This window comes from Mesorhizobium sp. B3-1-6 (assembly GCF_006439555.1).
Lineage (GTDB): Bacteria > Pseudomonadota > Alphaproteobacteria > Rhizobiales > Rhizobiaceae > Mesorhizobium.
On the sequence record NZ_VFTM01000002.1, the window covers coordinates 113,682 to 140,277 of the forward strand.

Annotated in this window: 22 protein-coding genes; 15 read left to right on the forward strand and 7 right to left on the reverse strand. The window is 63.8% G+C overall.

Annotated features, from left to right (window positions below; all coding sequences use genetic code 11):
* Positions 1–19 precede the first annotated feature (19 nt).
* Positions 20–1,993 (reverse strand): pilus assembly protein, encoded by a 1,974-nt coding sequence (locus tag FJ414_RS02850; RefSeq protein ID WP_140641108.1) that lies wholly within the window; start codon positions 1,991–1,993, stop codon positions 20–22.
* Between the two features lie 198 nt (positions 1,994–2,191).
* Complete coding sequence (locus FJ414_RS02855; protein WP_140641110.1) at positions 2,192–4,132, reverse strand: pilus assembly protein; 1,941 nt, start codon at positions 4,130–4,132, stop codon at positions 2,192–2,194.
* Between the two features lie 305 nt (positions 4,133–4,437).
* Between FJ414_RS02855 and FJ414_RS02860 the strand changes: the two genes are divergently transcribed.
* The 3 genes from FJ414_RS02860 (at position 4,438) to FJ414_RS02870 (ending at position 6,845) form a co-directional block, all read left to right on the forward strand.
* Entirely contained in the window at positions 4,438–5,298 is an 861-nt protein-coding gene (locus tag FJ414_RS02860; protein WP_140641112.1) for a TIGR01459 family HAD-type hydrolase, read from the forward strand.
* 32 nt (positions 5,299–5,330) lie between these two features.
* Entirely contained in the window at positions 5,331–6,314 is a 984-nt protein-coding gene (locus FJ414_RS02865) for a bifunctional riboflavin kinase/FAD synthetase (protein ID WP_140641114.1), read from the forward strand.
* Between the two features lie 204 nt (positions 6,315–6,518).
* Positions 6,519–6,845: a hypothetical protein gene (locus FJ414_RS02870; protein WP_140641115.1), complete on the forward strand. Its 327-nt coding sequence runs from the start codon at positions 6,519–6,521 to the stop codon at positions 6,843–6,845.
* Positions 6,846–6,852: 7 nt separating this feature from the next.
* On the opposite strand, the gene FJ414_RS02875 is transcribed toward FJ414_RS02870, so the two are convergent.
* The 4 genes from FJ414_RS02875 to FJ414_RS31345 all read right to left on the reverse strand — a co-directional run bounded on the left by FJ414_RS02875 (position 6,853) and on the right by FJ414_RS31345 (position 10,708).
* Entirely contained in the window at positions 6,853–7,407 is a 555-nt protein-coding gene (locus FJ414_RS02875) for an HdeD family acid-resistance protein (RefSeq protein WP_140641117.1), read from the reverse strand.
* A 292-nt stretch (positions 7,408–7,699) separates the two neighbouring features.
* Positions 7,700–9,130: a glycosyltransferase family 1 protein gene (locus FJ414_RS02880; protein ID WP_140641119.1), complete on the reverse strand. Its 1,431-nt coding sequence runs from the start codon at positions 9,128–9,130 to the stop codon at positions 7,700–7,702.
* Positions 9,131–9,140: 10 nt separating this feature from the next.
* Positions 9,141–10,220: a glycosyltransferase gene (locus FJ414_RS02885; RefSeq protein ID WP_181181506.1), complete on the reverse strand. Its 1,080-nt coding sequence runs from the start codon at positions 10,218–10,220 to the stop codon at positions 9,141–9,143.
* On the reverse strand, positions 10,217–10,708 hold the full coding sequence (locus tag FJ414_RS31345) for a hypothetical protein (protein ID WP_181181507.1): 492 nt from the start codon (positions 10,706–10,708) through the stop codon (positions 10,217–10,219). The genes FJ414_RS02885 and FJ414_RS31345 overlap by 4 nt, the downstream gene beginning before the upstream one ends.
* An 81-nt stretch (positions 10,709–10,789) precedes the next feature.
* Here FJ414_RS31345 and FJ414_RS31350 point away from each other — a divergent pair, with 81 nt between their 5' ends.
* The 7 genes from FJ414_RS31350 (at position 10,790) to FJ414_RS02920 (ending at position 19,562) form a co-directional block, all read left to right on the forward strand.
* A complete protein-coding gene (locus FJ414_RS31350) occupies positions 10,790–11,209 on the forward strand; it encodes a hypothetical protein (protein WP_181181508.1) in 420 nt (139 codons plus the stop codon).
* Between the two features lie 210 nt (positions 11,210–11,419).
* On the forward strand, positions 11,420–12,502 hold the full coding sequence (locus FJ414_RS02895) for a glycosyltransferase family 4 protein (protein ID WP_246672294.1): 1,083 nt from the start codon (positions 11,420–11,422) through the stop codon (positions 12,500–12,502).
* A 262-nt stretch (positions 12,503–12,764) separates the two neighbouring features.
* Complete coding sequence (locus tag FJ414_RS02900) at positions 12,765–14,315, forward strand: acid phosphatase (RefSeq protein WP_140641127.1); 1,551 nt, start codon at positions 12,765–12,767, stop codon at positions 14,313–14,315.
* Positions 14,316–14,338: 23 nt separating this feature from the next.
* Entirely contained in the window at positions 14,339–14,551 is a 213-nt protein-coding gene (locus tag FJ414_RS02905; RefSeq protein ID WP_140641129.1) for a hypothetical protein, read from the forward strand.
* A 129-nt stretch (positions 14,552–14,680) separates the two neighbouring features.
* Positions 14,681–15,478 (forward strand): MipA/OmpV family protein, encoded by a 798-nt coding sequence (locus FJ414_RS02910; RefSeq protein ID WP_140641131.1) that lies wholly within the window; start codon positions 14,681–14,683, stop codon positions 15,476–15,478.
* 249 nt (positions 15,479–15,727) lie between these two features.
* On the forward strand, positions 15,728–18,685 hold the full coding sequence (gene ileS, locus FJ414_RS02915; protein WP_140641133.1) for an isoleucine--tRNA ligase: 2,958 nt from the start codon (positions 15,728–15,730) through the stop codon (positions 18,683–18,685).
* Between the two features lie 202 nt (positions 18,686–18,887).
* A complete protein-coding gene (locus tag FJ414_RS02920) occupies positions 18,888–19,562 on the forward strand; it encodes a hypothetical protein (protein ID WP_140641135.1) in 675 nt (224 codons plus the stop codon).
* A gap of 52 nt (positions 19,563–19,614) precedes the next feature.
* Here FJ414_RS02920 and FJ414_RS02925 read toward each other — a convergent pair whose 3' ends face one another.
* Positions 19,615–20,073 (reverse strand): nucleoside deaminase, encoded by a 459-nt coding sequence (locus FJ414_RS02925; RefSeq protein ID WP_140641137.1) that lies wholly within the window; start codon positions 20,071–20,073, stop codon positions 19,615–19,617.
* 180 nt (positions 20,074–20,253) lie between these two features.
* Between FJ414_RS02925 and FJ414_RS02930 the strand changes: the two genes are divergently transcribed.
* The 5 genes from FJ414_RS02930 (at position 20,254) to FJ414_RS02950 (ending at position 26,479) form a co-directional block, all read left to right on the forward strand.
* Positions 20,254–22,248 carry a pseudouridine synthase gene (locus FJ414_RS02930; protein WP_140641139.1) on the forward strand — a complete coding sequence of 665 codons (1,995 nt, stop codon included), beginning with the start codon at positions 20,254–20,256 and terminating at the stop codon, positions 22,246–22,248.
* Entirely contained in the window at positions 22,229–22,783 is a 555-nt protein-coding gene (gene rsmD, locus FJ414_RS02935) for a 16S rRNA (guanine(966)-N(2))-methyltransferase RsmD (RefSeq protein WP_140641141.1), read from the forward strand. Before FJ414_RS02930 ends, rsmD begins: the two co-directional genes overlap by 20 nt.
* 83 nt (positions 22,784–22,866) lie before the next feature.
* Positions 22,867–24,228 (forward strand): pitrilysin family protein, encoded by a 1,362-nt coding sequence (locus FJ414_RS02940; RefSeq protein ID WP_140641142.1) that lies wholly within the window; start codon positions 22,867–22,869, stop codon positions 24,226–24,228.
* A gap of 2 nt (positions 24,229–24,230) precedes the next feature.
* Positions 24,231–25,625, forward strand: a complete 1,395-nt coding sequence (locus tag FJ414_RS02945; protein ID WP_246672280.1) for a pitrilysin family protein — start codon at positions 24,231–24,233, stop codon at positions 25,623–25,625.
* Positions 25,622–26,479, forward strand: a complete 858-nt coding sequence (locus tag FJ414_RS02950) for a patatin-like phospholipase family protein (protein WP_140641144.1) — start codon at positions 25,622–25,624, stop codon at positions 26,477–26,479. The genes FJ414_RS02945 and FJ414_RS02950 overlap by 4 nt, the downstream gene beginning before the upstream one ends.
* Positions 26,480–26,596 lie beyond the last annotated feature (117 nt).

Below are 26,596 nucleotides of genomic sequence, written 5' to 3' on the forward strand. Positions count from 1 at the left end.
CCTGTTGCGCCAGTGCGCCTTATCCGACCACGCGCAGGTTCGACAACTCGTTGGCAATCTCCTTGAAGTTGTCGGAGAGCGTTGCGCCGGTCGCGTTCCAGAACAGCTTGGCCGGTTTGCTGGGGTCGGTCGGATCCTTGCGGAAGCGGGAATCGGAAGAGCAGGCCTTCAGCGCGGCCATCGCCTTCTGGTCGCTTGAACTGGTCGACGACATGTCGAGCGCCACCGTCATCACCATGATCTTGGCCGCCTTGGCGTTGTCGCACAGCTTCGCCATCTGCTCGTTCATCGCCGCGGTGTAGTTGCTCGACGAGTAGTTGAACTGGCCGATGGCGCTCGACGTGCCGCCGAACAGGCGGGTGACCGAGGTGCCGTTGTAGCCGACGCCGGTATAGCCGTAGGCGGCATAGGTCGACTTGTTGCCGGCCGGGTCGGAATTGACCGTCGAATAGGTGTTCTCGCCGTCGGTGAGAACGATGACGACCTTGTCGTTGCCGCGCTCGGATTCCGGACGGCCTTCGGTAAAGGGTTCGGCGCTCGATACGCTGCGCCAGCCCCAGGCCGTGCCTTCGGGCACATTGGTGTTGCCATTGGGTTGCATCAGGTCGATCGCCGCCTTGATGGCCGCAAGCCCGTCCGCATTGGTGACGTCGGTGAGCGGCGTGATCGGCGTGGTGGTGCAACTGTAATTCGGGCCGGCGCCCTTCGATAGCACCGGCGCATCGATCGGCCGGGGCATGAAATACTTGGCCATGTTGGATTGGCGGGTCTTGCCGGTGATGCTCGACGGATCGTCGTTCCACCAGCTGTTGGCGGCGCCGTAGGTGACCGGGTTCGGCTCATCCGGATCCTGGGTCACCTTCCACTGGTTGCCTGGCTCGTCGGGCGCGAACATCGGCACGAACATGGTCGCCGGATCGCCGACGCCGATGCCGGTGTTGTTGGGCCCGCCCGAGGCCGGCGTGTCGTCGACATTGTAGGGATAGGGGCGCACTTCCACGCAACCCTGCCAACTGGCGAACGGGCCATAGGTGTCGTTGTAGTCATATTCGTTGTGGCTGCGCTTGCAGGTGTTGTCAGAGCGGTACTGGTCGCACACGACGCGTTTGCTGCCGACGATGCGCTCATGGCTGGTCACCACCTGCATGTCGCGATAGAGCGAGAAGCGGCTCAACACCTGGTTTTCGGTTTCCCCCCAGCCGGTGCCTTTCTTGTACCATATGCCGCTGATCTTCTGGGCGTATTTGTCGGGCGCGTTCAGCGTCGACCAGTCGAAATTCTCATTCGCTATCGGCGACAGCCCATAGACGTCCATCCACGGGGCGTTGTCGTTGTCGGGCCCAACATTGACCGATGCCGCGAACGGCACGAGGCTGAACTGGACCGGCTTGTCGATCTGCTTGATCTGCGATGCCTGCTGCGCCAGCGTGTCGACAAGCTGCTTGGCGGCCTGCTTGAGCAGGTCGATGCGCTTCTGTCCCGTGCCTGTGCCAGGCGTTGTCATGGAGCCCGAATTGTCGAGCACCATCGCCACTTCCAGCGTGTTCTTCAGCCGCACCTGAGAGTCCATGTCGAGGTTGATCGACTTGTTCGCATCGGCCGTGGATGCGCCGACAAGCAGCGAGGAGGACGGATAAAAATAAGGGTGGTAGTTCAGCGTCGCGCTCATCGTGAGCAGGCCGCCGCCGGCCTGGCTGGTGGGCAACGTGATGTCGAGCGAGATGTTGGCGGGGTCGATGTTGTTGAGGTTGGCGTTGAAGAAGTCGACCGCGTAGGCTCTGATCTGATCGTCCGTGGCGCCTTCGGCAAGCCGCCGCGCCGCGGCGAAATTGGCGGCGTCGAGCGCGTTCAACACCATCTGCTTCTGGCGGTTGAGCTCGCTGAAGTCGACCGCCATCGCCACCGCCCCCATCAGCGGCACCATGGCGATTGCCGTCATGAGCGCATAGTTTCCGCGCCGGTCGCGGCAGAAGTGACGCCAGAATTCACGCATTTCAGGTAAGCGGCCCCCGCGCCGACGGATTTTCTGTCGGGCCACACTTCCACAAAACGCTGAAGGACCGGTTTGGTAAACCGCTCGATTGCTTAACGGCGGCTTCACCAACCGCTAACCAAACCAATTCTACGGCATGGCCCACGATGAAAAACGCCCGCCTCGCGGCGGGCGTCCTCGATCGTTTGTCCGAGCAGATCAGCTGACGATGCGCAGGTTCGACAGCTCGTTGCCGATCGCCTTGAAGTCGTCCGACAGCGTGGCGCCGGTCGAGTTCCAGAACAGCTTCGCCGGCTTGGTCGAGTCGGTCGGATCCTTCCTGAAACGCGAGTCCGATGAGCAGGTCTTCAAGGCTGTCATCTGCGCCGCCTCGGCCGTGTTGGTGGAGTCGAGGTCGAGCGCGATGGTCATGACGATGATATTGGCCGCCTTGGCGTTGTCGCACAGCGTGGCAAGATGCTCGCTCATGGCCTTGGTGTAGTTGGCGTTCGAATAATCGGTCTTGCTGACATTGGTGCTGGTGCCGAGGAATGGCCGTCCATAGGTGTAGGTGCTTCCGAACGGCTTCGTCTGGCTGCTCGAGCCGTTGCCATAGGCAAGGTATCCAAGGGACGAATAGATCGCCTTGTTGCCGGAGAGATCGTTGCCGCCCTGGTTCCAGTTCGATCCTGAATAGCTTTGCGCGGTCACCGACGTCGGCGTGTAATAGGTATTGGCGCCGTCGGTGAGCACGATCAGTACCTTGTCATTGCCTTTTTCGGTCTCGGCGCGTCCCTCGGTGAAGGGCGCCGTGCTCGACAGCGTCCGCCAGCCCCAGGCCATGCCTTCCGGGACATTGGTGGCGCCGACGTCGACCATGGCGTCGATCGCATTTTTTACCGTCGTGGCGCCGGCAGAGGTCGAGACATCGGTCAGCGGCGTGATCGCCGTCGTGCTGCAACTGGTGTTGGGGCCGGCATTGCTGCCGTAGGCAGGGGTGACCTTGGTGCCATAGTTGAAATATTTCGGCATGTATTTCTGGCGCGTCGGGTTGTCGGTGCTCGGCGTGACGTCGAGGTGCCAGTTGTTGTTTGCCGGCCGGGAGTTGCTGTCGGTATTGTCGGTTTCGTCAGGCGCGAACATCGGCACGAACAGTGTCGCCGGCGTCGAGGTCGAGGCGGCCGTATCCTGGATGTTATAAGGATAGGGACGGGACTCGACGCAGCCGCCCCAAGTCGCTATCGGGGCGTAGGTTATGTTGGACGTGCAAACGTTGTTCCAGTCTTTGGTGCACGCCGAAATCCGCTGCATCCATTTGTAAAGCGAGAAACGCGTCAGCGGCTTGTCTTTCTGGGAGGCGTCCCAATCGGTGCCGCGCGCATACCAAATGCTGCCGACCTTCTCGACATATCTCTGTGGCCAGGGCGAATTCGCCTGGGTCATCGTCGTCCAGTCGAAATTTTCGTGCTGGATGGGCGAGATGCCGTCCTGGTCCATCCAGGCCGCCGACGCGTTCGCCGAGCCGATATTGACCGAGGCAGCGAACGGAACCAGGCTGAACTGAACCGGCTTGGAAACCTGCTTCATCAGCTGCGCCTGGCCGGCAAGTTGGTCGACAAGCTGCTTGGCGGCGCTCTTCAAAAGGTCGAACCGCACCTGGCTCGAGCCGTGGCCGAGCTCGGTCATCGAGCCCGAATTGTCGAGCACCAGCGACACTTCCAACGTGTTCTTGAGTCGGATTTCAGACCGCGCCGATAAGTTGATAGTGGTCTGGCCGGGTGTTCCGCCGAGCAGCGCGACCGCGGCCGGCAGGAAATAGGGCTTGTACTTCAGGCCGGCTTCGAGCACCAGCGTGCCGCCGCCGGCATTGTTGTTCGGCAATGTGACCGTCAGCGTCGTGTTCGCCGGAAGAACGTGCCTGAGATTGGCCTCGAAGAAGGTTTTAGCATAGGCCTTGGCGTCCGTGTCGCTGGCCCCGCCGACGATCTGCTGTGCCGTCGCGATGCCGGCGGCGTCCAGCGCGTTAAGTGTCTCCTGCCGTTCCCGCACCAGTTCGGTATAGTCGATGGCAACCGCCACGCCCCCCATCAGTGGTATCATCGTGATGGCCGTCATCAAGGCGTAGTTTCCCCGCCTGTCGTGAAAAAAATCGCGGATCATTGTGCTTACCCCCGCCAAAGATCCATGTTGGAGTACGACCATGGTCGCAGTCGGTTTGGTACTATGGTCATAAATCGTTAAATTTCAGCTTTCGCGAAACTGTCAAGAACGCGGCGCCTCTTTGACTGCGCGTTAACCCTGTGCAACCGGCGGTCCGCCCATGGCGGATACCTGTTGCCCCGTCCGCGCTTGACGGAAGGACAGGTCGGGAAAGCTGGTGACAGGATGAGGCGCTTCGGCTATGCGGGGCGGACCGCGGCGGCCTTCAGCGCGATGCGGTTCATGATCGAAATCAGGGACACGGCATGGCGGATTCGCCTGACATCATCGCTTCGCTCGACGATCTGGTGGGGCGCTACGCCGCCATACTGTGCGACGTATGGGGCGTCGTGCACAACGGCGAATGGCATTTTCCGGCCGCTGCCGCCGCACTTGCAAGGGCGCGCGCGGCCGATGTGCCTGTCGTGCTCATCACCAATTCGCCGCGTCGCAGCGCCGACGTCGTCGCCCAGATGAAGGTGATCGGCGTCCCTGGCGATGCCTGCGACCGGGTCGTCACGTCCGGCGACGTGACCCGCGACCTGATCGCCGATGGCCCGAGGAAGATCTTTCATATCGGCCCCGAGCGCGATTTCACGCTCTATGACGGGCTCGATGTCGATCTGGTCGAGGAATTCGAGGCCTCGGGTATTGTCTGCACGGGCCTCTATGACGACGAGGTCGAGAAGCCCGCCGACTATGCCGAACTGCTGCAGCGGCTGCGTGCCCGCAATCTGCCGTTCATTTGCGCCAATCCGGATATCCTGGTGGAGCGCGGCGAGCGCACCATCTGGTGCGCCGGCGCGCTCGCGCGGGATTACGCGCAATTGGGCGGACGCACGCTGATCGCCGGCAAGCCCTTCGCGCCGATCTACGATGTCGCCATGAAGGAGGTCGCCGGCCTTCTTGGCCGCGCCGTCGAGCGCAGCGAGGTTCTCGCCATCGGCGACGGCATGATGACGGATGTCAAGGGCGCGGCCGACAACGGTTTCGACGTGCTCTATGTCTCGGGCGGCATCCACGCTCGCGACTATGGCGATCCGCTCCGTCCCGACCCCGCAAGGCTGGCGGGCTTTCTCGAAAAGCACGGCTACCGGCCGGTCGCCGTCATTCCGCGCCTGCAATAGGTTGGTGGTCTGGCCATGACGGACGCCTCGATATGAAGCAAGCTTTCGAACGTCTTTCCGCGGTCTCGCCACTGCCCGCGCATCTGCGCGGCGGCGTCGTGGCGATCGGTAATTTCGACGGTGTCCACCGCGGCCATCAGTCCGTCCTGGAGCGCGCGCTGACCGAAGCCCGCCGCAGCGGTGTGCCCGCTTTGGTGCTCACTTTCGAGCCGCATCCGCGCAAGATCTTCCGGCCACAGGTGCCGCTCTTCGTGCTGACGCCGCCACCGATGAAGGCGCGGCTGCTTGCCGGGCTTGGCTTTGCCGCCTTGGTCGAGCAGCCGTTCACGCGCGATTTCGCCTCGCTGTCGCCCGAGGCTTTCGTGACCGACGTGCTGGAGAAGAACCTCGGCATCCGCCATGCCATCACCGGTTTCGACTTTCATTTCGGCAAGGACCGCCAGGGTGGCCCGGCCTTTCTGATGGCTGCCGGAGAACGGCATGGCTTCGGCGTGACGCTGGTCGATGCCTTCCGCGATGAGGGCGCGGAGGTGGTTTCATCGAGTCGCATCCGGGGACTGCTCGCCGAAGGCAAGGTGGAGGAGGCCGCCGGCCTGCTCGGCTACCGTTTCACCGTCGAAGCCGAGGTGATCGGCGGCCAGCAGCTTGGCCGCACCCTCGGCTTCCCGACCGCCAATATGCGGCTTTCGCCGGAAGCGGCCTTGAAGGAAGGGATTTATGCCGTCCGCTTCCGTCGCGCCGACGGCACGCTCCATGATGGCGTCGCCAGCTTCGGCCGGCGTCCCACCGTCGACGACAATGGCGCGCCGCTGCTCGAAACCTACGTCTTCGATTTTTCCGGCGATCTCTATGGCCAGACCTGCCAGGTGTCGTTCTTCGGCTTCCTGCGGCCGGAGCTCAAATTCGACGGCCTTGATGCGCTGGTGGCGCAGATGAAAAAGGACGAGGCCGAGGCGAGGGCGCTGCTGGCGGGCGTGCGCCCGCTCTCGCAACTGGACGCCGAGATCGCGTTCTAGTGCGTTTCACGGAAACGGCGAAACGCCCTATCTCCTTGTTTTGACGCAATTCCGGACGGGCACGGCGAAGTCGCCGAGCCCAACCACTACACACTTTTCCTGGAATTGCTCGGATCGTCTTCAGTCTGCCGCTCGATCAAAGGCTGACTCGCATGGGTGAAGCATTTCACCGGCCGCGGGCGCTTGATTGCGCAGAAAGCGCTAATGAAGATAGACCTGATGGTGTGGGCCGTTGTCCTGCCCTGCGCGGCGCTGTTCATCCTCTGCGACGGACTTAGCGCGCATTGGGGCAAGACCGGCAGCGGCCGCAGCCTGGCCATCGTCATGCTGCTGTCGCCGGTATCCTACTTCATGTTTGCCTTCATCAACACGCGACTGAATCTTGCCGTTACCGGCGCTCTGGTCAATACGATTGTGGTGGCCGGCGCCGTTCTGGTCGGCGCGGTCGTCTTCAAGGAGGACGTTTCGAAAGCCCAATATCTCGGCATTGCGCTGGCACTTGCCGCAGTCACGCTTCTCAACGCCGACTGACGGAAGCCTACCGCTTCAGCGCCAGGCCGATGGCGATGAAGCTCCATCCCTGGAAGACCAGGTCGATCGCCAGGAAGATGCCAAGCACCCAAAGGCTGTTCACCGGCCAGCCCATGGCGATCATCAGGCCGAGCAGAATGGTGATGATGCCGGCCGCGAGCAGCCATCCCCAGCCTTGCTGCGGCCGGTGATTGAAGGCCACCCAGGACCGCAGAAGCCCCGAAGCGACGAGCGCGATGGCCAACAGCAGCGTCAGCACCGCCGAGGCCAGCAACGGGTTGTCGAAGGCGAAGAAGCCGGCGACGGCGTAGAGCAGGCCGCTCAGCAGCCAGTAGAAGAAACGTCCCCAGGTCTTGACCCCGAAGGCGTGGATGATCTCGATGACACCTGCCATCAGCATCAGCCAGCCGACGACATAGACCGAGGCGACGGTGGCGATGAACAGATTGCCGAAGGCGATGCCGCCGAAGATCAGCAGCAGCACGCCGAGCGCCACGAACCATCCCCATTTGTCCCGCGTCTGGCCGATCGCGTCCTTGAGAGCGTCGCTTGGCAGAGTCATGGTTTCATCTCCCTCGAAATTCACCACCGGTCGTGCGGCGAAAGGAAGCTAAACCCAACGGCATTGTCCGTCCAGCAACACAGGCCCAGCCCGCGGGCGGCCGGCTGTTCCATGACCTTCCTACCACGATCGAGAATCGCGACGATTTGATAGCCACCGGGCGGGCGGCGCGAGAGCATGCGCTTTCCTTCAAGCCCGGGGGTGAGCTCGGCCGCTACATCGTCGACGAAACCTGAGCCGGTTCCGGAATACCGGACAGGCAAGCCGCGTATCCCGGCAACCATAAAGGCGGCTATTGTCGCGACGGCCGGACTTTGTCCGGGAACGGCGCAAGCGTCGCCTCCAGTGTCTCCCGGCCGGCCTGCTCCCAGCCTCGCGCCACGAATTCTCTGGCCTTCGCTTCGTATGGAGCACGGGCCGCGGGCGAAGTGATCCACTCTCGCATGGCGTTTTCCCATCCTTCGACGTCGAGCGGATCAAGGCAGAGTCCCGACGAGCCGACAACTTCGGCGATGGCTCCGCCCGTGGAGGCGATCAGCGCCTTCCCATAGGCCAGCGCCTCCACGGGCGGCAGCCCATATCCTTCATAGAGCGACGGATACACGCAGAACGCACTGTTGCGGTAAAGGCGGGACAACGTTGCGTCGTCGACGTTGTCGAGATGGACAAGACTCTTGCCGTAGTCGGGATGGCTGTGAAGCTTCGCCAGGATCCCGTCGACCATCCAGCCGCTGCGGCCGACGAAAACCAGCTTCATGCCGCTGCGCGCAACCGTTCCGTCCAGGACGATGCGCCTCCAGACATCCATGAGCAGCGAATGGTTCTTGCGTGGCTCGATGGTGGAAACGAACAGGATATAGCGATCGGTCTCGATCCCGTCCGGCAGGCCGCCGTCCGCCTTCGATTCGCGGGCGCTGTCGCAGCCGAGAGGGACTTGTTTCAGCTCCGGCAGATGGACGCCGAGCTTGGCGGCGTAGTCCTCGACGTCAGTGGTGACGCACCTCGACGTCAGGATGAAGCGGTCTGCCAGCCCGAACGCTAGGTTCACGTAGTCGGTGAATCTCTTGACGTCGTGCGGCTTGTACCATTCGGGAAACTGGATTGGAATGATGTCGTTCAAGAGCACGATCAGCTTTGCGCCGGCCAAGCGCGCCTCGCGCGAAATGACCTCGATATCGGTATGCGCCCAGTCGTTGTTCATCAACAGCAGATGGTCGCCGGGCGAAAGATCGTATTTGTCGCCGGCCACGGTCCTGAGCGGGACGATACGAGCGCGTGAACCGCCCTCGCGAGCGACCTGCCGCTGCTCGGTTTCCTTCATCAGCCGGTTTTCGATCCGCTCGAGGAAACGAAGAAAAGGGCTGCCGGGATGGCGCCAGCCGAACGCGCCAATTTCCGTTATCAGCATCCGGCGCGGTCTTATGATCGTCATCAGCAACCGCCGCGCCCATTTCGGCCAGCGATCGTAAAACCTTATCTTGATGCGGGCCGGGTCCGGGTAAAAGCTCATGTCGCATGAAATGTCGCCGGCGATGATTTCCGCTGCCATACCAGGCGAAACCTGTCTAAGGACCCGCTCGATCGGGTCGAACACGGTGAACGCCACATCGGAAGCCTTGAATGCGGCCGCCGCGGCCGCGTAGTGGCGTTGCACGCGGACTAGGCCGACCGGAGGGCCGAGCCAACGCGCCATGCTCGAGAGATCGACGACGAGACGCATCATTCGGGCCGCATCAGTTGAGCCGCATTCTTGCGGGACGCGCGATCATCCTGCGCCAGGCCAGTCGAGGTCCCAGCGCGAGCGTCCTGAAGGAGGGCGCGCCGACAGCTGCGAGGAACAGCAGCTTTAGAGTGAGGGTGAGGGGTATGTCCGCGGTTCGCAGCAGCAACTCGATGTCGCGTCTCTCCGGGCTGGAGATGCCGACCCCCATGGCGGCGCGCGACGCCAGAAAGCTTGCGATGGCCTGCGCGGGTTGGCCGTTCGCGTCGAACGGCTCGGCGCGATGGCGACGCAGCAGCGCCGACTGCCTGGCCAATGCCGCCGCTGCCTTTTGCTGATCTTCCTTCATGCGTGATACCTGTCCCGGATGCGATCTCAGCTTCACGAGCCGCGCATCCATGTTGGCCAGTTTTCCCGTTTCGGAAAGCCGCAGCCATAGATCGTAGTCTTCCGCGTGGGTGAATGCGCGGCGGTAGCCTCCCGCGCGCCGGACGGCCTCGGTCCGAAACATCACTGTCGGATGAAGCATGGGATTGTATCTGGCAAGCGCTTCGCGCAACGGGTCGCCGCCGGCGGGGACGTCAACCGGCCTCAACGGATTTCCGTCCCGGTCGATCTGCAACCCCGCCGTACCGAGCAACTGCAGATCGGCATCCGCGTCGAAACACGCCACCTGCAGGCGCAACCTGCCGGGCAGCGAGACATCGTCACAATCCATACGCGCCACAAGAGGGGCCTGCGCGAGCGAAAGCCCCATGTTCAGCGCATCGACGATCCCCTTGCCGCGGTTGGCGACAAGCCTGACGCGGCTGTCGCGGTCGCTGATCGACGTCGCGATCGCGGCGGTGTCGTCGCGAGATCCATCGTCGACCACGATGACTTCGATATCCGCCAGATCCTGGTCCAGGATGCTTTGCAGGGCCTCGCCGACATATTGCGCGCCGTCTCGCACCGGAATGATCACACTCACTGTCGGCAATGGAACTGTCCTTGCGATAATCGGTCGTGACCGAGTGGCCGTTGAATTGTCGAATGTCGGCGGCCTGGTTTCAAAATTCCAATTCCAAAGTTTCGTCGGTCTGTCGACTGTCAATCTCTTTGTCCGGCCGATCCGAGCGCGATCTCAAGCGCGGGAGCGAGCAGTCGCAGGACCGCCTCGCGCTTTTTCGCCTTCACAGAAAGGTCGCCGTCGAGGCCGACTTCATGAAGCCAGCTTCCCCGCCATTCGCAATAGGCCTGTCTGAGCTCAATTCCCGGCAAGGCGGCGAATGCGGTTATCGTCCGTTGCGGCACCGCGTTGGGATCCGCATTCCGATAGAGCACTTCCCAATTGGCTCCGCCAGTGTCGAGGCCGGCGAACCAGTCGAGCCCGAAATCGAGAGGCTCGCGGCCGACGGCGTCGAACCGAAAGAAGCAATAGCCGGCCCACAAATACCATCGCGCGCCTGCCCAGCGCAGATCGCCGTAAAACGCCGCGTCTTCAAGAGGTTCGAAGGGGTCGCATGGCTTCGTCGGGAAAAGGTCCTGGTCGAGGAATCCGAACGCGGCCGGCGCGCCAGGCTTCAGGATGTTGTGCCACATCCAATTGAGCGCCGCGCCGTGGGACCGGCTCGGGTTCCTTACGGTCCATGGATTGGCCGGCAGCCTGACATAGGCGGCGCCGTGAGCCGCGCATACCTGCCTGTTCTTGCCCGCGCAAGCTTCGCCGACGCTGTTGTCGGCCACGATATGGAGATCGTGGCGAACAAGTCCGCTCGTCAGCCGCAACTGCAGATCCAGGCATTGAGCATCGCCAAAGGCAACGGTCAGCAGGACATGGCGACCCCGGGCGGCCGCGCGGATGCCCTGGATGTCGCCATCCTTGGCCGGCTGGCGCAGAAACCTCCGGTCGATTTTCCGGTAACGGGCAGTTTTGACGGCGTGCAGCAGCGGCTGCAGCCTCAGCCATTGCCGCCAGTCATATTCGCGCAGGACCCTTGGCACGGCTGTGGCGGCTTTCAGTCGAACCCGGCTTCGCAGCCGCGATCGCCCCGTGGAACTTTCATGAGCGCGCTCCGGTTGGTCTTGGCGGGAGAAAGGTAGAACGCGACAGCATCCAAGTCTCTTGATAACCGGCTATATACAGCATATTCGTGGTTTCAACACGGCCAACATTTAGGCGCCCGGCCGTGTTTGTTTGATTGGGGAAGTCTGGGGCGCACCCGGAGTCTCTCTCCGTCGATCCGACTTGGGGGATAAGGCGGCGCTCCGGAAAATGAGATGAAAATCTGCTGCGCAATCTCTGCCCTCTTCATGAATGGAGGGCTGCAAAGGGATTGTCTCAACATCAGCGACCGACTGGTCCAGCGCGGCCATAGCGTGACGATCCTGACGACCCGCCAGGTCGGTCATGTCGAGAGTTCGGCTGCGATAAAAATCCAGCCGGCACGGGTTCTCTCGAACCCTGGCACCGAATATGCGCTGGGTAGGACCGTGCTGACGGCCAGGCGGGACTTCGACTGCGTGGTCGGTTTCAACAAGATGGCGGGCCTGGATATCTACTATGCCGGCGACCCGCCCTATTTTGTGTCGAAGCTCGGGTGGTGGCGGCCGTTTTCGCCCCGCTTCATGCGCCAGCAGAAGCTCGAATCGATGATCTTTGCCCCTGGCAACGCCGTGCAGATCATTGCACTCAGCGAACACCAGGCAACGCTTTACCGCAACTTCTGGCGGACGGAGGAATCGCGCATTCACGTCGTCGGACCGACGCTCGATCCGAAACGCCGCAGACCGGAGCTGCTGGCTGTCGACCGCAATGAAATCCGCGATCGTTTTGGGCTTCCGCGCGAAACGGTCATCGCCCTGACCATCGCCAACAGATTGAAGGTGAAGGGTCTCGACCGGGCGATAAAAGCGCTTCAGCCGTTCCCGGAGATCCATTGGCTGGTCGCCGGCCTTCGAAAAAACAGCGAGGAGGAAACGCGGCTTCTCGGCCTGATTGCCAAATCCGGCATATCGAAAAGGGTCACTCTGCTGGGCATCCAGGAGGACATCCCGGCGGTCGTGGTCGCGAGCGACTTCATGCTGCACCCGGCTCGCCTGGAAAATACGGGCACGGTTATTCTCGAGGCGCTCGCAAACGGCCTGCCGGTCATCGCATCGGACGCCTGCGGATATGCAAAATATGTCGGAGCCAGCGGGGCGGGACTGGTTGTGGCCAGTCGCGACGACCCCGAAATCTGGCGGCAGGCAATCCTGAAAGCCGGCAACCCGGCGGTCCGGGACCAATGGCGCGAGGCGGCTCTTGCCTACGGCGCGTCGAACCCGCTTTCCGGCGGACTGGAAGCAGCCTGCGATCTGATAGAGACGCTGCGCCGCAACCGACGCTCCGCTTAGCGCAGCGACACCGGCGATTACAAATCGTCAAGGGCGATGCCGCTTATCGGCGGCATTGGGTGAAAAGCGACCCCCACCGGCCACGGCCGGCCGATCGCGTCCTTCATGGCATCGCTTTGGTCGACTTCCCTCCAGATGTGGCCGGCGCATCCTGTCGTGAGGGAAGGTAGTCCCAATGGCACTGCCGTCCAGAGTCGCCGCTATTGCAAAGATGTGCCGAAGCTGGTGTCATCCCGTTTTGCACCACTGGTGAGGCACGGTGATGAAGCGCTCCTTTGGGCTTACCCTGTTTTCCTCAACTCTCGCTCTGTGCGCTGCCGCTTCGGCGTCCGCTTCCGCAGCCCAGCCTGGCGATCCGCCGGCCGGCATTGCCAAGATAGAGACGGTGGTCGTCATCTTCGCGGAGAACCGCGCTTTCGACAATCTCTATGGCCATTTTCCTGGCGCTGACGGCATCGACAAGGCGAGCCAGGAAAGCCTGCAGCAGCGTGACCGTGACGGCTCCGTGCTGTCCGAACTGCCGCCGGTGTGGGACGGGCTGACCGCCAAGGGCGTCACGCCGCCCGTGACACAGGCGATGACCGAACACCTTGCGAACGCGCCGTTCACCGTGAACGACGCGAAGGGTTTCAACGTCCCGCTTACGGTCGTGACGCACGATCTCTGGCATCGCTACTACCAGAACCAGATGCAAATCGACGGCGGCAAGAACGACATGTTCGTCGCCTGGGCCGATTCGGGCGCCATGCCGATGAGCAACTGGGACGCCTCCAAGACCGACATGTGGGCGGTCGCGCAGAAATACGTGCTGGCCGACCACTTCTTCATAGGCGGGTTCGGCGGCTCATTCTTCAACCACCAATGGCTGATCTGCGCCTGCGCGCCCTACTACGCCGATGCCGACAAGAACCCTGCCAAGCCGTCGATCTCGGTGACGGACGACAGTGGCACGGCGCTGAAGGTCGCCGACAATTCACCGAAATCGGCGCGCGACGGCATCCCGAAATTCGTCTCCGACGGCAACCTGACGCCGGATTTCTACGCGGTAAACACGATGCAACCGCCTTTCCAGCCGAGCGGCAACGATCCGGCGCCTGGCGGCGATCCGCGCCTAGCGGACCCGGCCAAGCCGACGACCCTCCCACCGCAGACCGAGCCGACCATCGGCGACATGCTCAGCCTCAAGCACATAAGCTGGGCATGGTATTCAGGCGCCTGGCAGTACACCCTCGACCACGGCAACCACACGCCGATCCCGAATTTCCAGTATCACCACCAGCCGTTCAACTATTACGCCAACTTCGCGCCTGGCACCGAGGCCAGGCGCGAACATTTGCGCGACGCGGGGCTGGGAGGCGTGAGCTTCACCCAGGCGATCGACGATGGCGCCCTGCCGCAGGTTTCCTTCTATAAGCCGCAGGGCAATCTCAACGAGCATTCCGGCTATGCCGACATCCAGGCGGGCGACCGCCATATCGCCGATGTCATCGCGCATCTGGAGAAGAGCCCGCAATGGCCGCACATGCTGGTCGTCGTCACCTATGACGAGAATGGCGGCATCTGGGATCATGCCGCGCCGCCCAAGGGCGATCGCTGGGGGCCCGGCACGCGCATCCCCGCAATCATCGTTTCGCCCTTCGCCAAACACGGCTATGTCGATCACGCGCCCTATGACACCACCTCGATCCTTCGCCTCATCACGGAGCGTTTCGAACTGCCTGTGCTGCACGGCATCGTGGTTCGCGACCGGGCCGTTGCCGCGCATGGCGAGCCACCGCTCGGTGACCTTACCGGCGGGCTCGACCTGAATTGATGGCCCGTATCCGGAGAACGAGGATGGACGCTGACAGAATTGTCGCGCTGGTCACCGCTGGCGGCATCGAGATCACCGACCGCCGGCGTAACGCTACGGATGACGGTTGGTCGCTCAGCTTCGCCAACGGTGCCACGGTGGAAGTGGGTGACGACGGCTCCGCGCGCATTGGCGGAAAAGGCACCAAGGCCGTGGCTAGGTTGCTGGACCAGCCGGTCGCGCCGCGCGACACCTGATCTGGTGGCCGTCCTCATCCGGATGCTGCCGACCATGTTACGGATTTTAAGTCAAATTTTACCGAACGCACGGCATGGCTTGAGCGCTGGCAGGTGGTGCCGCCGGCGCGTTTCGCGTAAGGGGTGACGATGCGTATTGTCGGGACGATTCCGCTGGCCGTCGCCATGGGCCTGCTCAGTGCACCTGTCGCCCAAGCGGGCGAGGGCAGCTGGATATCCGGCGACTGGTACCTGACGCTCGGCGCCACCGCGCTGGTCGCGCCGAATTTCGAGGGCGGCAAGAAATACATGCTCAGCGCCCAACCGATCGTCTCGCTCGGCAAGGTCGGTCCGGAGGCGCGCTTCACCTCGCGCAACGACAACATCTCGCTGGCGCTGATCGATGACGGTTCCGTTCGCGCCGGCTTGACCGGCAAGTTCATATTCTCGCGCGAGAGCAAGGACGAGCTCAAGGGCCTTGATCCCGTGCGCTGGGGCGGTGAGGTGGGCGGCTTCTTCGAATTCTATCCGCTGGATTGGCTAAGGGCGCGCGCCGAGCTCAGGCACGGCATCCGCTCCCATAACGGCTTCGTCGCGGACATCGCCGCGGACGCCTTCTATGACATCACGCCGACCGTGCGCATTTCCGGTGGTCCGCGCGTTTCCTTCGCATCGTCCGACTATTTCGACGCCTATTACGGCGTCAACGCCAAGGAAGCTGTCGCTTCGGGCCTGAGCGAGTACCATCCCGGCGGCGGGCTGAAATCGACGGGGCTCGGCGGCGCGATCACCTGGAAAGTGACCGAGCCGATGACGGCGAGCGTCTTTACCGAATATTCGCGCCTGATGGAGCCGGCGGCCGATTCCAGCTTGGTCAAGGAACGCGGCGACCGCAATCAGTGGACCTTCGGGGTCTCGACCACTTACCGCTTCAATTTCACCATGTAGGCCGTGAAAGCGGCTTCATGCCTTGAAATCCGCGCTTTATTCCTGCCGCGCCATCCGCTAAAAGCCACGCCATGACGAGCTTTTCGCGCCTTTTCGCGATCGCGATACGAATTACGGGCCCGGTGTTCCGGGCGGCCTGAGCGCCGCTGGAGCCGCCGGGATTTTTCGCGCGCGCCCCTCGCGCTTTTCAAGAAAATGCTGGTCCAACGCCCGGGCTTCCCGCCGCCGGGCAACGCAGATGGCAGATCAATGACCGACACCGTTGAAACGATCGACTATTCCAAAACGCTCTATTTGCCGCAGACGGACTTCCCGATGCGTGCCGGCCTGCCCGAGAAGGAGCCTGGCCTGGTCAAGCGCTGGCAGGACATGGACCTTTACAAGAAGCTGCGCGAGGAGGCCGCCGGCCGCGAGAAATTCGTGCTGCATGACGGGCCGCCCTACGCCAACGGCAACATCCATATCGGCCATGCGCTGAACAAGATCCTCAAGGACGTCATCAACCGCTCCTTCCAGATGCGCGGCTATGACGCCAACTACGTGCCGGGTTGGGACTGCCACGGCCTGCCGATCGAATGGAAGATCGAGGAGCAGTATCGCGCCAAGGGCAAGAACAAGGACGAGGTGCCGGTCAATGAGTTCCGCAGGGAATGCCGTGAGTTCGCCCAGCACTGGATCAAGGTTCAGGGCGACGAGTTCAAGCGTCTTGGCGTCATCGGCGATTTCGACAATCCCTATACCACCATGGCGTACCATGCCGAGTCGCGCATCGCCGGCGAACTGTTGAAATTCGCCTTGTCCGGCCAGCTCTACCGCGGCTCGAAGCCGGTGATGTGGAGCGTGGTCGAGCGCACCGCGCTCGCCGAGGCCGAGGTCGAGTATCAGGACTACGAGAGCGACACGATCTGGGTGAAGTTCCCGGTCGCGAGCCTCGCCCAGCCGGTCGCTGGCGCCGCGCTGGACGAGGCAGCGCTCGACCTCGTCGAGGCGCATGTCGTCATCTGGACGACCACGCCTTGGACCATCCCCGGCAACCGCGCGGTGAGCTATTCGCCGCGCATCGCCTATGGCCTCTATGAGGTCACGGCGGCCGAGAACGCCTTCGGCCCGCAGCCCGGCGAGAAGCTGATCTTTGCCGACGCGCTGGCGCAAGAGTGCGCCGTCAAGGCCAAGGTCGCACTGAACAGGCTTCACAGCGTCTCGGCCGAACAGCTTGGGAAGCTTACGCTTTCTCATCCTTTCAAGGGCCTCGGCGGCGGCTATGAGTTCCCGGTGCCGATGGTTGCGGGCGAGCATGTCACCGACGATGCCGGCACCGGCTTCGTGCACACCGCGCCCGGCCATGGCCGCGAGGACTTCGACGCCTGGATGGAGGCCGCGGGCGAGTTGCGGGCGCGAGGCGTCGACACCGTGATCCCCTTCACGGTCGACGATGCCGGCTTCTTCACCAAGGATGCGCCGGGCTTTGGCCCAGGGCGCGAAGGTGGCGCGGCGCGCGTCATCGACGACAATGGCAAGAAGGGCAACGCCAATCAGGCCGTCATCGACGAACTGATCGAGCGCAACGCGCTCTTCGCGCGCGGCCGGCTGAAACACAGCTATCCGCACTCCTGGCGCTCCAAGAAGCCGGTCATCTTCCGCAACACGCCGCAATGGTTCGTCTATATGGACAAGGACCTCGGCGACGGCACGACGTTGCGCAGTCGCGCGTTGAAGGCGATCGACGACACCCGTTTCGTTCCGGCGGCGGGCCAGAACCGCATCCGCGCCATGATCGAGGAGCGCCCCGACTGGGTGCTGTCGCGCCAGCGCGCCTGGGGTGTGCCGATCGCGGTCTTCGCCGACGAGGACGGCAATGTGCTGAAGGACGAGGCCGTCAACGAGCGCATCATGGAGGCTTTCGAGAAGGAAGGCGCCGACGCCTGGTTCGCCGAGGGCGCCAAGGCACGCTTCCTCGGCAATCATGACGCCTCGAAATGGCACCAGGTGATGGACATCCTCGACGTCTGGTTCGATTCCGGTTCGACGCATGTCTTCACGCTGGAGGACCGTCCGGACCTCAAATGGCCGGCCGACGTCTATCTCGAAGGCTCGGACCAGCATCGCGGCTGGTTCCATTCCTCGCTGCTCGAAAGCTGCGGCACCAGGGGCAGGGCGCCTTACGACACGGTCATCACCCATGGCTTCACCATGGACGAGGAAGGCCGCAAGATGTCGAAGTCGCTCGGCAACACCGTCGTGCCGCAGGACGTCATCAAACAGTCCGGCGCCGACATCCTGCGGCTCTGGGTGGTCACGACCGATTATTGGGAAGACCAGCGGCTCGGCAAGAACGTGCTGCAGACCAATATCGACGCCTACCGCAAGCTCAGGAACACCATCCGCTGGATGCTGGGCACGCTTGCACATGACGACGGCCGGAACGTGCCGGTCGAGACGATGCCGGAACTGGAGCGGCTGATGCTGCACCGGTTGTCCGAGTTGGACGAAATGGTGCGCCAGGGCTACGACGCGTTCGAGTTCAAGCGTGTCACCCGCGCGCTGCTCGACTTCATGGTGGTGGAGCTTTCGGCCTTCTACTTCGACATCCGCAAGGACGCGCTCTACTGCGACGGCCCTTCGAGCCTGCGCCGCAAGGCCGCCGTGCAGGTGGTGCGCCACCTGTTCGAATGCCTGGTGAAGTGGCTGGCGCCGATGCTGCCCTTCACCACGGAAGAAGCCTGGCTCGACCGCCATCCGCAAGCCGTGTCGGTGCATCTCGGCCAGTTCCCCGCGATCCCGCAGGACTGGCGCAACGAGGCGCTGGCCGAGAAATGGCGCAAGGTGAGGCAGGTGCGCCGCGTCGTCACCGGCGCGCTGGAGATCGCGCGCGCCGAGAAGCTGATCGGCTCTTCGCTCGAGGCGGTGCCGGTGGTGACGCTCGACGACGCGGCGCTGGAGGCCGCGATCACCGATGTCGATATGGCCGAGATGGCGATCACCAGCGATCTCGTCGTCAAACACGGCAAGGCCCCGGAAGGCGCCTTCACGCTCGACGACGTCAAGGGGGTGGCGGTGGTGGTGGAGAAGGCCGAGGATCGCGGTCTGGTCAAATGCGCGCGCTCCTGGCGCTACACCGCCGATGTCGGGCAGGATCCGGAATTTCCGGATGTCTCGGCCCGCGATGCCGCCGTGTTGCATGAGCTGAAGGCCCTTGGGCGGCTGTAGTCCTGTCGATAAGCCGGTGCACAAATGCCACGCCGGGCGGCCTGAAACCGCCCGCGCGTTGCCCTTAACAAGTGGTTGAGGTAAACACGCGACACTCCGGCAGACAAATTGTCGCCGGATTTCCATCGCAAATGCGGGGAAGAAGGGGACCGTGCCCTTGGCCGGTGGCGACTGAAAGGCTGTTAGAGTGGGACTTTTTGGCATGACCGACAGAACGTTCGCGCGCGCCGCGCTGATGGCGCCGCTTTTGGTATCGGCCATCGCCCTGTCAGGCTGCGTGGGTTCGCCGACCTATGGAACCGACAAGACGGCAGCCGCGCAGCTGTTCGACGATGTCTCCGCGGCTGCCTCGATCACCCCGAAGCGCAAAGATCCGATCGACTACAAGCCGCGTCCTGATCTGGTGAAGCCCGCTCCCGGGCAGAAGGAAAGCCTGCCGCCGCCGCAGCAGAGCATCGAGACGGCGAGCGCCGACTGGCCCGAATCGCCTGAGGCGCGCCGCGCCCGCATCCGCGCCGACGCCACCGCGCACCAGAACGATCCGAATTACCAGCCGGAAGCCGTCGAGGATATCCAGACCAATCCCGAGGCGGTGAAGAAGGCATTGGCCGAATCGGGCTCCAGCCACCCGCCGGCCTGGTCGCCGGATGACAACTCGGCCGCCCGCAGGGCTCAGATCCAGCGCAGCCTTGCCGAACAGAAGCAGGGCGATCCGACCGTTCGCAAATATCTGAGCGAGCCGCCGCTTGCCTATCGCCAAGCTGCCGGCACCGCGCCGCAGAACGAGCTCGGCGAGGACGAATACAAGAAGGAGCGCCGCCTCAAGGCGCAGGCCGAAGGCAAGAAGGGCGGCTGGTTCGACTGGCTCGGCCTGTGAATATTGAATAGTGAAACGCTGCCTCACTGCTCACTAACCACTACTCACTTCATCATTCATCGCCATTCCGTCTCTCGCGAAAAAAGTCCTTGAGGATGAGGGCGGCGTCGCTCTCGCCGATCCCCGGATAGACGTCCGGCGTGTGGTGGCAGGTGGGTGAGGCGAAGAAGCGCACGCCGTTGACCACCGCGCCGCCTTTCACATCGGCGGCGCCGAAATAGAGCCGCCGCAGCCGGGCGAAGGAGATCGCGCCGGCGCACATCGCGCAGGGCTCCAGCGTCACGTAGAGATCGTGGCCGGTGAGACGTTCGCTGGCGAGCTTCCGGCAGGCCTCGCGGATCGCCAGCATCTCGGCATGCGCGGTCGGGTCCGAGAGCTCGCGCGTGCGGTTGCCGGCTTTCGCGACCACCGTGCCGCCGTTGGCGATCACAGCGCCGACCGGCACTTCGCCGCGGCTGGCGGCCGCCTCGGCCTCTTCAAGCGCCAGGGCCATGAAATCCGGTCGTTTCAAGCGGTTTCCATTCCGATTACTTCTCGCCACCCGAGAGTGATCCTGTTATTTAGCGCGAGACCCTGAAAACCGGAATCGGTTTTTGCCGCGCCGCTGGATGCGCAAAATCAAGATGACACTGCCTGCGTTGAGCGTCCGCAAGGGCGCGCGGCGCTGTAGCAGGTGAAGACGAGCAAAGTAATGGACGACGACAAGAAATCTCCACGCGGGCCGCGCAAGGGCTACTCCAGACCGACGGGCGGGCGTGACGGAAAACCGGCCCACGGCGCCAAGAAGCCGTTCACCAAGCGTGAACGACCGATGGCTGCCGAAGGCGAGCGCCGCGACTTCAAGCGCAGCTATAAGCCACGCGAGACGGGCGAGGGCGCCGGGCGCGCCGAAAAGCCGTTCCGCAAAGGTCCGCGCCCGGAAGGCAAGCCCTTCGAGAAGCGCGAGGGCCGCAAGCCTTACACACCGCGCGGCGACCGGTCGATGGCTGCGGAGGGCGAGCGCCCGGCCCGTGATTTCAAGCGCAGCTACAAGTCGCGCGAGATGGGGCCGCGTGAAATGGGTGAAGGCGGGGAGCGTGGCGACAGGCCGTTCCGCAAAGGTCCGCCGCGCGACGGCAAGCCTTTCGAAAAGCGTGAGGACCACAAGCCTTACGCACCGCGTGGCGATCGACCGGCGGCTGCCGAAGGCGATCGGGGCGAACGACGTTTCGACCGCCCCAAGCGGGCATTCGACGACCGTCCCAAACGCGATTTCGCCGACCGGCCGAAGCGAGACTTCAGCGATCGTCCACGCGGAGCTGGCGGAAAGCCGGAAGGCGGCTTCAAGCCACGGCCGCGGCCCTCGGAAGCTGCGCCCGAAAGCGGCGAGCGCATCGCCAAGCGGCTGGCGCGCGCCGGCATCGCCTCGCGCCGCGACGCCGAGGAACTGATCGCGGCCGGTCGCGTCAAGGTCAACGGCAAGGTGCTGGACTCGCCGGCCTTCAATGTCGGCGCCAACGACATCATCCATCTCGACGGCACCGAGATCCCGCCGATCGAGCGCACGCGTCTCTTCCTGTTCCACAAGCCGGCGGGCGTCGTCACCACCAACCGCGATCCGGAAGGCCGCAAGACCGTCTTCGACGTACTGCCGTCCGACCTGCCGCGGCTGATGACGATCGGCCGGCTCGACATCAACACCGAGGGCCTGCTGCTTTTGACCAATGACGGCGGGCTGTCGCGCGTGCTCGAACTGCCGGCCACCGGCTGGCTGCGGCGCTACCGCGCGCGCGTCCACGGCAAGGTCGAGGAGAGCGCGCTCGCCGGCCTGCGTGAAGGCATCGCCGTCGACGGCGTCTTCTACGGCTCGATCGAAGCCTCGCTCGACCGCGAGCAGGGCACCAATGCGTGGCTGACCCTGGACCTACGCGAAGGCAAGAACCGTGAGGTGAAGAACATCCTCGGCGCGCTTGGCCTCGACGTGACGCGGCTGATCCGCATCTCCTACGGACCGTTCCAGCTCGAGGATTTGCCCGAGGGCCATGTGCTGGAGATCAAGGGCCGCGTGCTGCGCGAACAGCTCGGCGAACGGCTGATCGAGGAGTCCGGCGCCAATTTCGATGCCGACATCCAAAAGCCGTTTTCCAACAAGCCGGTGCGCGGCGGCGGCCCTCGCCGCGAAGAGGTCGACCGGCCGAAATTCACGCGCGACGGCGACCACCGGCCGATCGGCGAGGGCGGTCTGATCAAGGCGCGCAAGCGCCGCGAAGGCAGCCGCGACGAGGCGCTGAGCAAGCTCTCGACAAAGCCGGACAGGGCGTTTGGGCCGGACCGGGCGTTCGGCGAGCGCGGCCCTAAATCCGACCGCGGCGGTTTCGGCGAAAAGCCGCGTGGTGGCTTCGGCGACAAGCCTCGTTTCGGCGGCAAGAAATCCGAGCGCGAGCAGCGGCCGATCGAACCGCCGGGCCAGCGCAAGGCCAATGTCTGGATGGCGCCGGGCGCTCGACCGATCGGCAAGGGCAGGGCGGAAGCCGATGCCGCCAGGGCCGCCGAGGCGAAGGCGCGCAAGGCATCCTATAAGCCGGGCGGCAAGGGCAAGCCGGGCGCGAAGCCGTTCGGCAAGCCCCGCGGCGAGCGCCCCGAAGGCGATGGCGGCGACAGGCCGCGCGGTCCGAAGAGGGGCGGCAATGCGGATCGTCGGCGGTGAGTTCCGCGGGCGTCCGCTGGCGACGCCGAAAAGCAATGCCATCCGCCCGACCACCGACCGCACCCGCGAGGCGGTGTTCAACGTGCTCGCGCATCGCTATGCCGAAAAGCTCGAAGGCGGCCGCGTGCTCGATCTCTTCGCCGGCACCGGCGCGCTCGGACTTGAGGCGCTGTCGCGCGGTGCTTCCTACTGCGTTTTCATCGAGGAATCGACGGAGGGGCGAGGCCTGATCCGCGAGAACGTCGAGGCCTATGGACTCACCGGCCGCACCAAGATTTTTCGTCGCGACGCCGCTCATTTGGGTGAGGCTGGCACGCTCTCGCCCTTCGGCCTGATCTTCGCCGACCCGCCCTATGGCAAGGGGCTTGGCGAACGCGCGCTGCGCTCGGCCAAGGCCGGCGGCTGGCTGTTGCCCGGCGCCTTGTTCGTGGTCGAGGAGGCGGCCTCGGCGCCGTTCGAGGCAGGCCCGGGTTTTTCCGTGGTGGACGAGCGGGGCTATGGCGAAACGGTCATTCGCTTCATCGAGGTTGGCTAGCGCCGCCTCGAAAATGACTCACAATTCACTTTGCCTTGCCAACAACCTTGCCTATCGTCGCGCAACCGCGACCGGAGAACTTGATGAGACGAACAGGAATTGGGCTGCGCGCAGCGCTTCTGGCCAGCGCGCTGGCGCTTGCGGCGGCCGCTCCGGCCCGCGCGGCCGATGACGGCGAGGTCAAGGATTTCCTGCTCGACAACGGCATGGAAGTGGTCGTCATCCCGGACCACCGCGCCCCGATCGTCACCCACATGGTCTGGTACAAGATCGGCAGCGCCGACGAGCCTCTCGGCAAATCCGGCATCGCGCATTTCTTCGAACACCTGATGTTCAAGGCCACGACCAACCACGCCGCCGGCGAGTTCGACCGCGCCGTGTCCGAGATCGGCGGCTCCAACAATGCCTTCACCTCTTACGACTACACCGCCTTCCACGAGACGGTGCCGCCTTCCGCCCTCGAACAGATGATGGGCTTCGAGGCCGATCGCATGCGCAACCTCATCCTGACAGACGATGTCATCAAGACCGAGCGCGACGTGATCCTGGAGGAGCGCCGTTCGCGCATCGACAGCAATCCGCAGGCGGTGCTCGAGGAGGAGGTCGACGCGACGCTCTGGCAGAACCAGCGATACCGCATTCCGGTGATCGGCTGGATGCAAGAGATGGAGCAGTTGAACCGTCCGGACGCGAAAGCCTTCTACGACGCCTACTACCGGCCGAACAACGCCGTGCTGGTGGTGGTCGGCGACGTCGATCCCGACGCGGTGAAGGCGATGGCCGGGCGCACTTACGGAAAGGTCGCCCGCGGCCCGGACCTGCGGCCGCGCATCCGCCCCGTGGAGCCGGAGCAGAACACGAAGCGCACGGTGACGCTCGCCGACGCGCGCGTCTCGGTGCCGAGCTTTTCGACGCAATGGGTCGTGCCGTCCTATCACACGGCTAAGCCCGGCGAAGCCGAGGCGCTCGACCTGCTTGCCGAGATCCTCGGCGGCGACAACCGCAGCAGGTTGTACCAGCAGCTCGTCGTCAAGCAGGGTATCGCCTCAGAGGCCGGCGCCTACTTCCAGGGCACCATGCTCGACGCCACCAACTTCACCGTCTATGGCGCCCCGCGCGGCGACGCCAGGCTTGCCGATGTCGAGGCGGCTGTCGATGCCGAGATCGCCCGCATCGTCAAGGACGGCGTGAGCGACGATGAGCTGGAGCGGGCCAAGACCCGCTATGTGCGCTCCATGATCTTTGCGCGCGACAAGCAGGACGACATGGCCAACATGTATGGCTCGACGCTTGCCACGGGCGGCAATGTCAAGGACGTCCAGGAATGGCCGGACCGCATCCGCAAGGTGACCGCCGATGAAGTCAAGGCGGCTGCCGCCCGCTACCTCGTGCTCGATCGTTCCACCACCGGCTATCTCTTGCCGCAGCAGCAGGCGGGGAATTGATGATGAGCATGGTTCTTGGCCATACGATCGCTTCTCCTTCTCCGGCGAGCGAGGAAGGCAAGCTCTATCGCGCCGTCGCCACCCTTTGCTTCGCCCTGTTCTTCCTGCTTTTGCCGGTGCTTGCCGCGCGCGCCGAAATGAACATCCAGGAGGTGAAGTCGAATAAGGGCGTCACCGCCTGGCTGGTGGAAGACCATTCGATCCCACTGGTTGCGATCCGTTTCGTCTTCGACGGCGGCACGGCGCAGGACCCCGCCGGCAAGGAAGGCCTAGTCAACCTGATGACCGGCCTGTTCGACGAGGGCGCCGGCGACCTCGACAGCGAGGCCTTCCAGTTGAAGCTCGACGATGCCGGCGCGGAGATGAGTTTTCAGGCGGCGCGCGATGGCACCTATGGCTCGATGCGCATGCTGTCCGACCAGAAGGACGAGGCTTTTGGCCTGCTGAAGCTGGCGGTGAACAGCCCGCGCTTCGATCAGGCGCCGATCGACCGCATCCGCGCCCAGACACTCTCCGGCATCCTCGCCAATGAGCGGGATCCCAATACGATCGCCCAGCAGCGCTGGCTGCGCGCGATCTATGGCCAGCATCCCTACGCGCGGCCGGACGAGGGCAACAAAGATAGTCTCGTCACCATCACTGCCGACGACCTCAAGGCCTTCCACAAGGCGAACTTCGCCCGCGGCGGCCTGCATGTGGCGGTGGTGGGCGACATCGACGCCGCCACGTTGAGCGGCAGGCTTGACGAGGTGTTCGGCGACCTGCCGGACAAGCAGACGCTGGCGCCGGTTGCCGACATCACGCCCAAGCTCGGCCAGCAGCTCGAAGTGAATTACGATCTGCCGCAGACCTCCCTGCAGCTTGCCTGGCCGGGCGTGAAGCGGAGCGATCCCGATTTCTACGCCGCCGTGCTGATGAACGAGATTCTCGGCGGCTCGACTTTCACGTCGCGCTTGTATGAGCAGGTGCGCGAGAAACGCGGCCTTGCCTATAGCGTCAGCTCCGATCTCGTCGATCACGAGCATTCCAACGCGCTGCTGGTGACGACGGCGACGCGTTCCGACCGCGCCGCCGAAACGCTTTCGATCGTGCGCCAGGTGGTGAAGGACATGGCCGAGAACGGCCCCACCGAGGAGGAACTCGCGGCGACCAAGAAATACATGGTCGGCGCTTACGCCATCAGCAATCTGGATTCGTCCAGCTCCATCGCAGCGACGCTGGTGGAGCTGCAGATCGATGATCTCGGCATCGATTATATCAAGCGGCGCGCGGCTCTCATCAACGCGGTGACGCTGGCCGACGTGAAGGCGGCGGCGAAGAAGCTCCTGTCGTCCGACCCCGCGGTGATGGTCATTGGGCCGCCGCTGGTGCAGGTGGCGGGAGGCGGCAAGGGATGAGCCCGACCTTCGGGGTGGCCTTTGGCGGCGGCGGCGCGCGCGGTCTCGCGCATATCCACATCATCGAGGCTCTCGACGATCTCGGCATCAAGCCGGTGGCGATTGCCGGCTCGTCGATCGGCGCCATCATGGGCGCCGGCATGGCGTCGGGCATGAAGGGTGCCGAGATTCACGATTATGCCCGATCGATCCTCGGCAGCCGGGCTGAAGTGGCCGCGCGCATGTGGCGCTCGCGGCCGGGCACGATCGCTGAGGCCATGCAGGGCGGCATCCGCGTCAGCCAGTTCAACATCGAGCGCATTCTGAAGGCTTTCCTGCCCGAGGCGATCCCGCAGACATTCGAGGCGCTGAAGGTTCCGCTCAAGGTGACGGCGACCGACTATTTCGGCCACAGCCTTGCGGTGTTCGCCGAAGGCGACCTGCATTCGGCGCTTGCCGCATCGGCGGCCATCCCGGCGGTGTTCCGCCCGGTGACGCGCGAGGGCCGCGTGCTGATCGATGGCGGTATCTACAACCCCGTGCCTTTCGACCTCATCGAGAAGGACGCCGACATCATCATCGCCGTCGATGTCGTCGGCGCGCCGAGCGAGGCCGAGCGCAGGCATCCGACCACAGTCGACCTGATGTATGGCGCCACCCAGCTGATGATGCAGTCAATCATCGCCAACAAGCTCAGGCAGCACCCGCCGGACATTCTGATCCGGCCGAATGTCTCGAAATACCGCGTGCTCGAATTCCTCAAGATCGAGACGCTGATGGCCGAGACGGTCGAGATCAAGGACGAATTGAAGCGCGCCGTCGAGAAGGCCGTGGAAGCGCATGGCGGCAGGCGGGGAGAAGGGCGGTTTAAGTAGATCCGTGGAAGGCTCAGGCCTCGGCCAGGCTGGATCGCCGGTGTAAGCCGCCTCTCGACCTGTCGCGGCGCGCATTTTACCACTAGCGGCGAACAGACCGCACATCATAATGTCGCG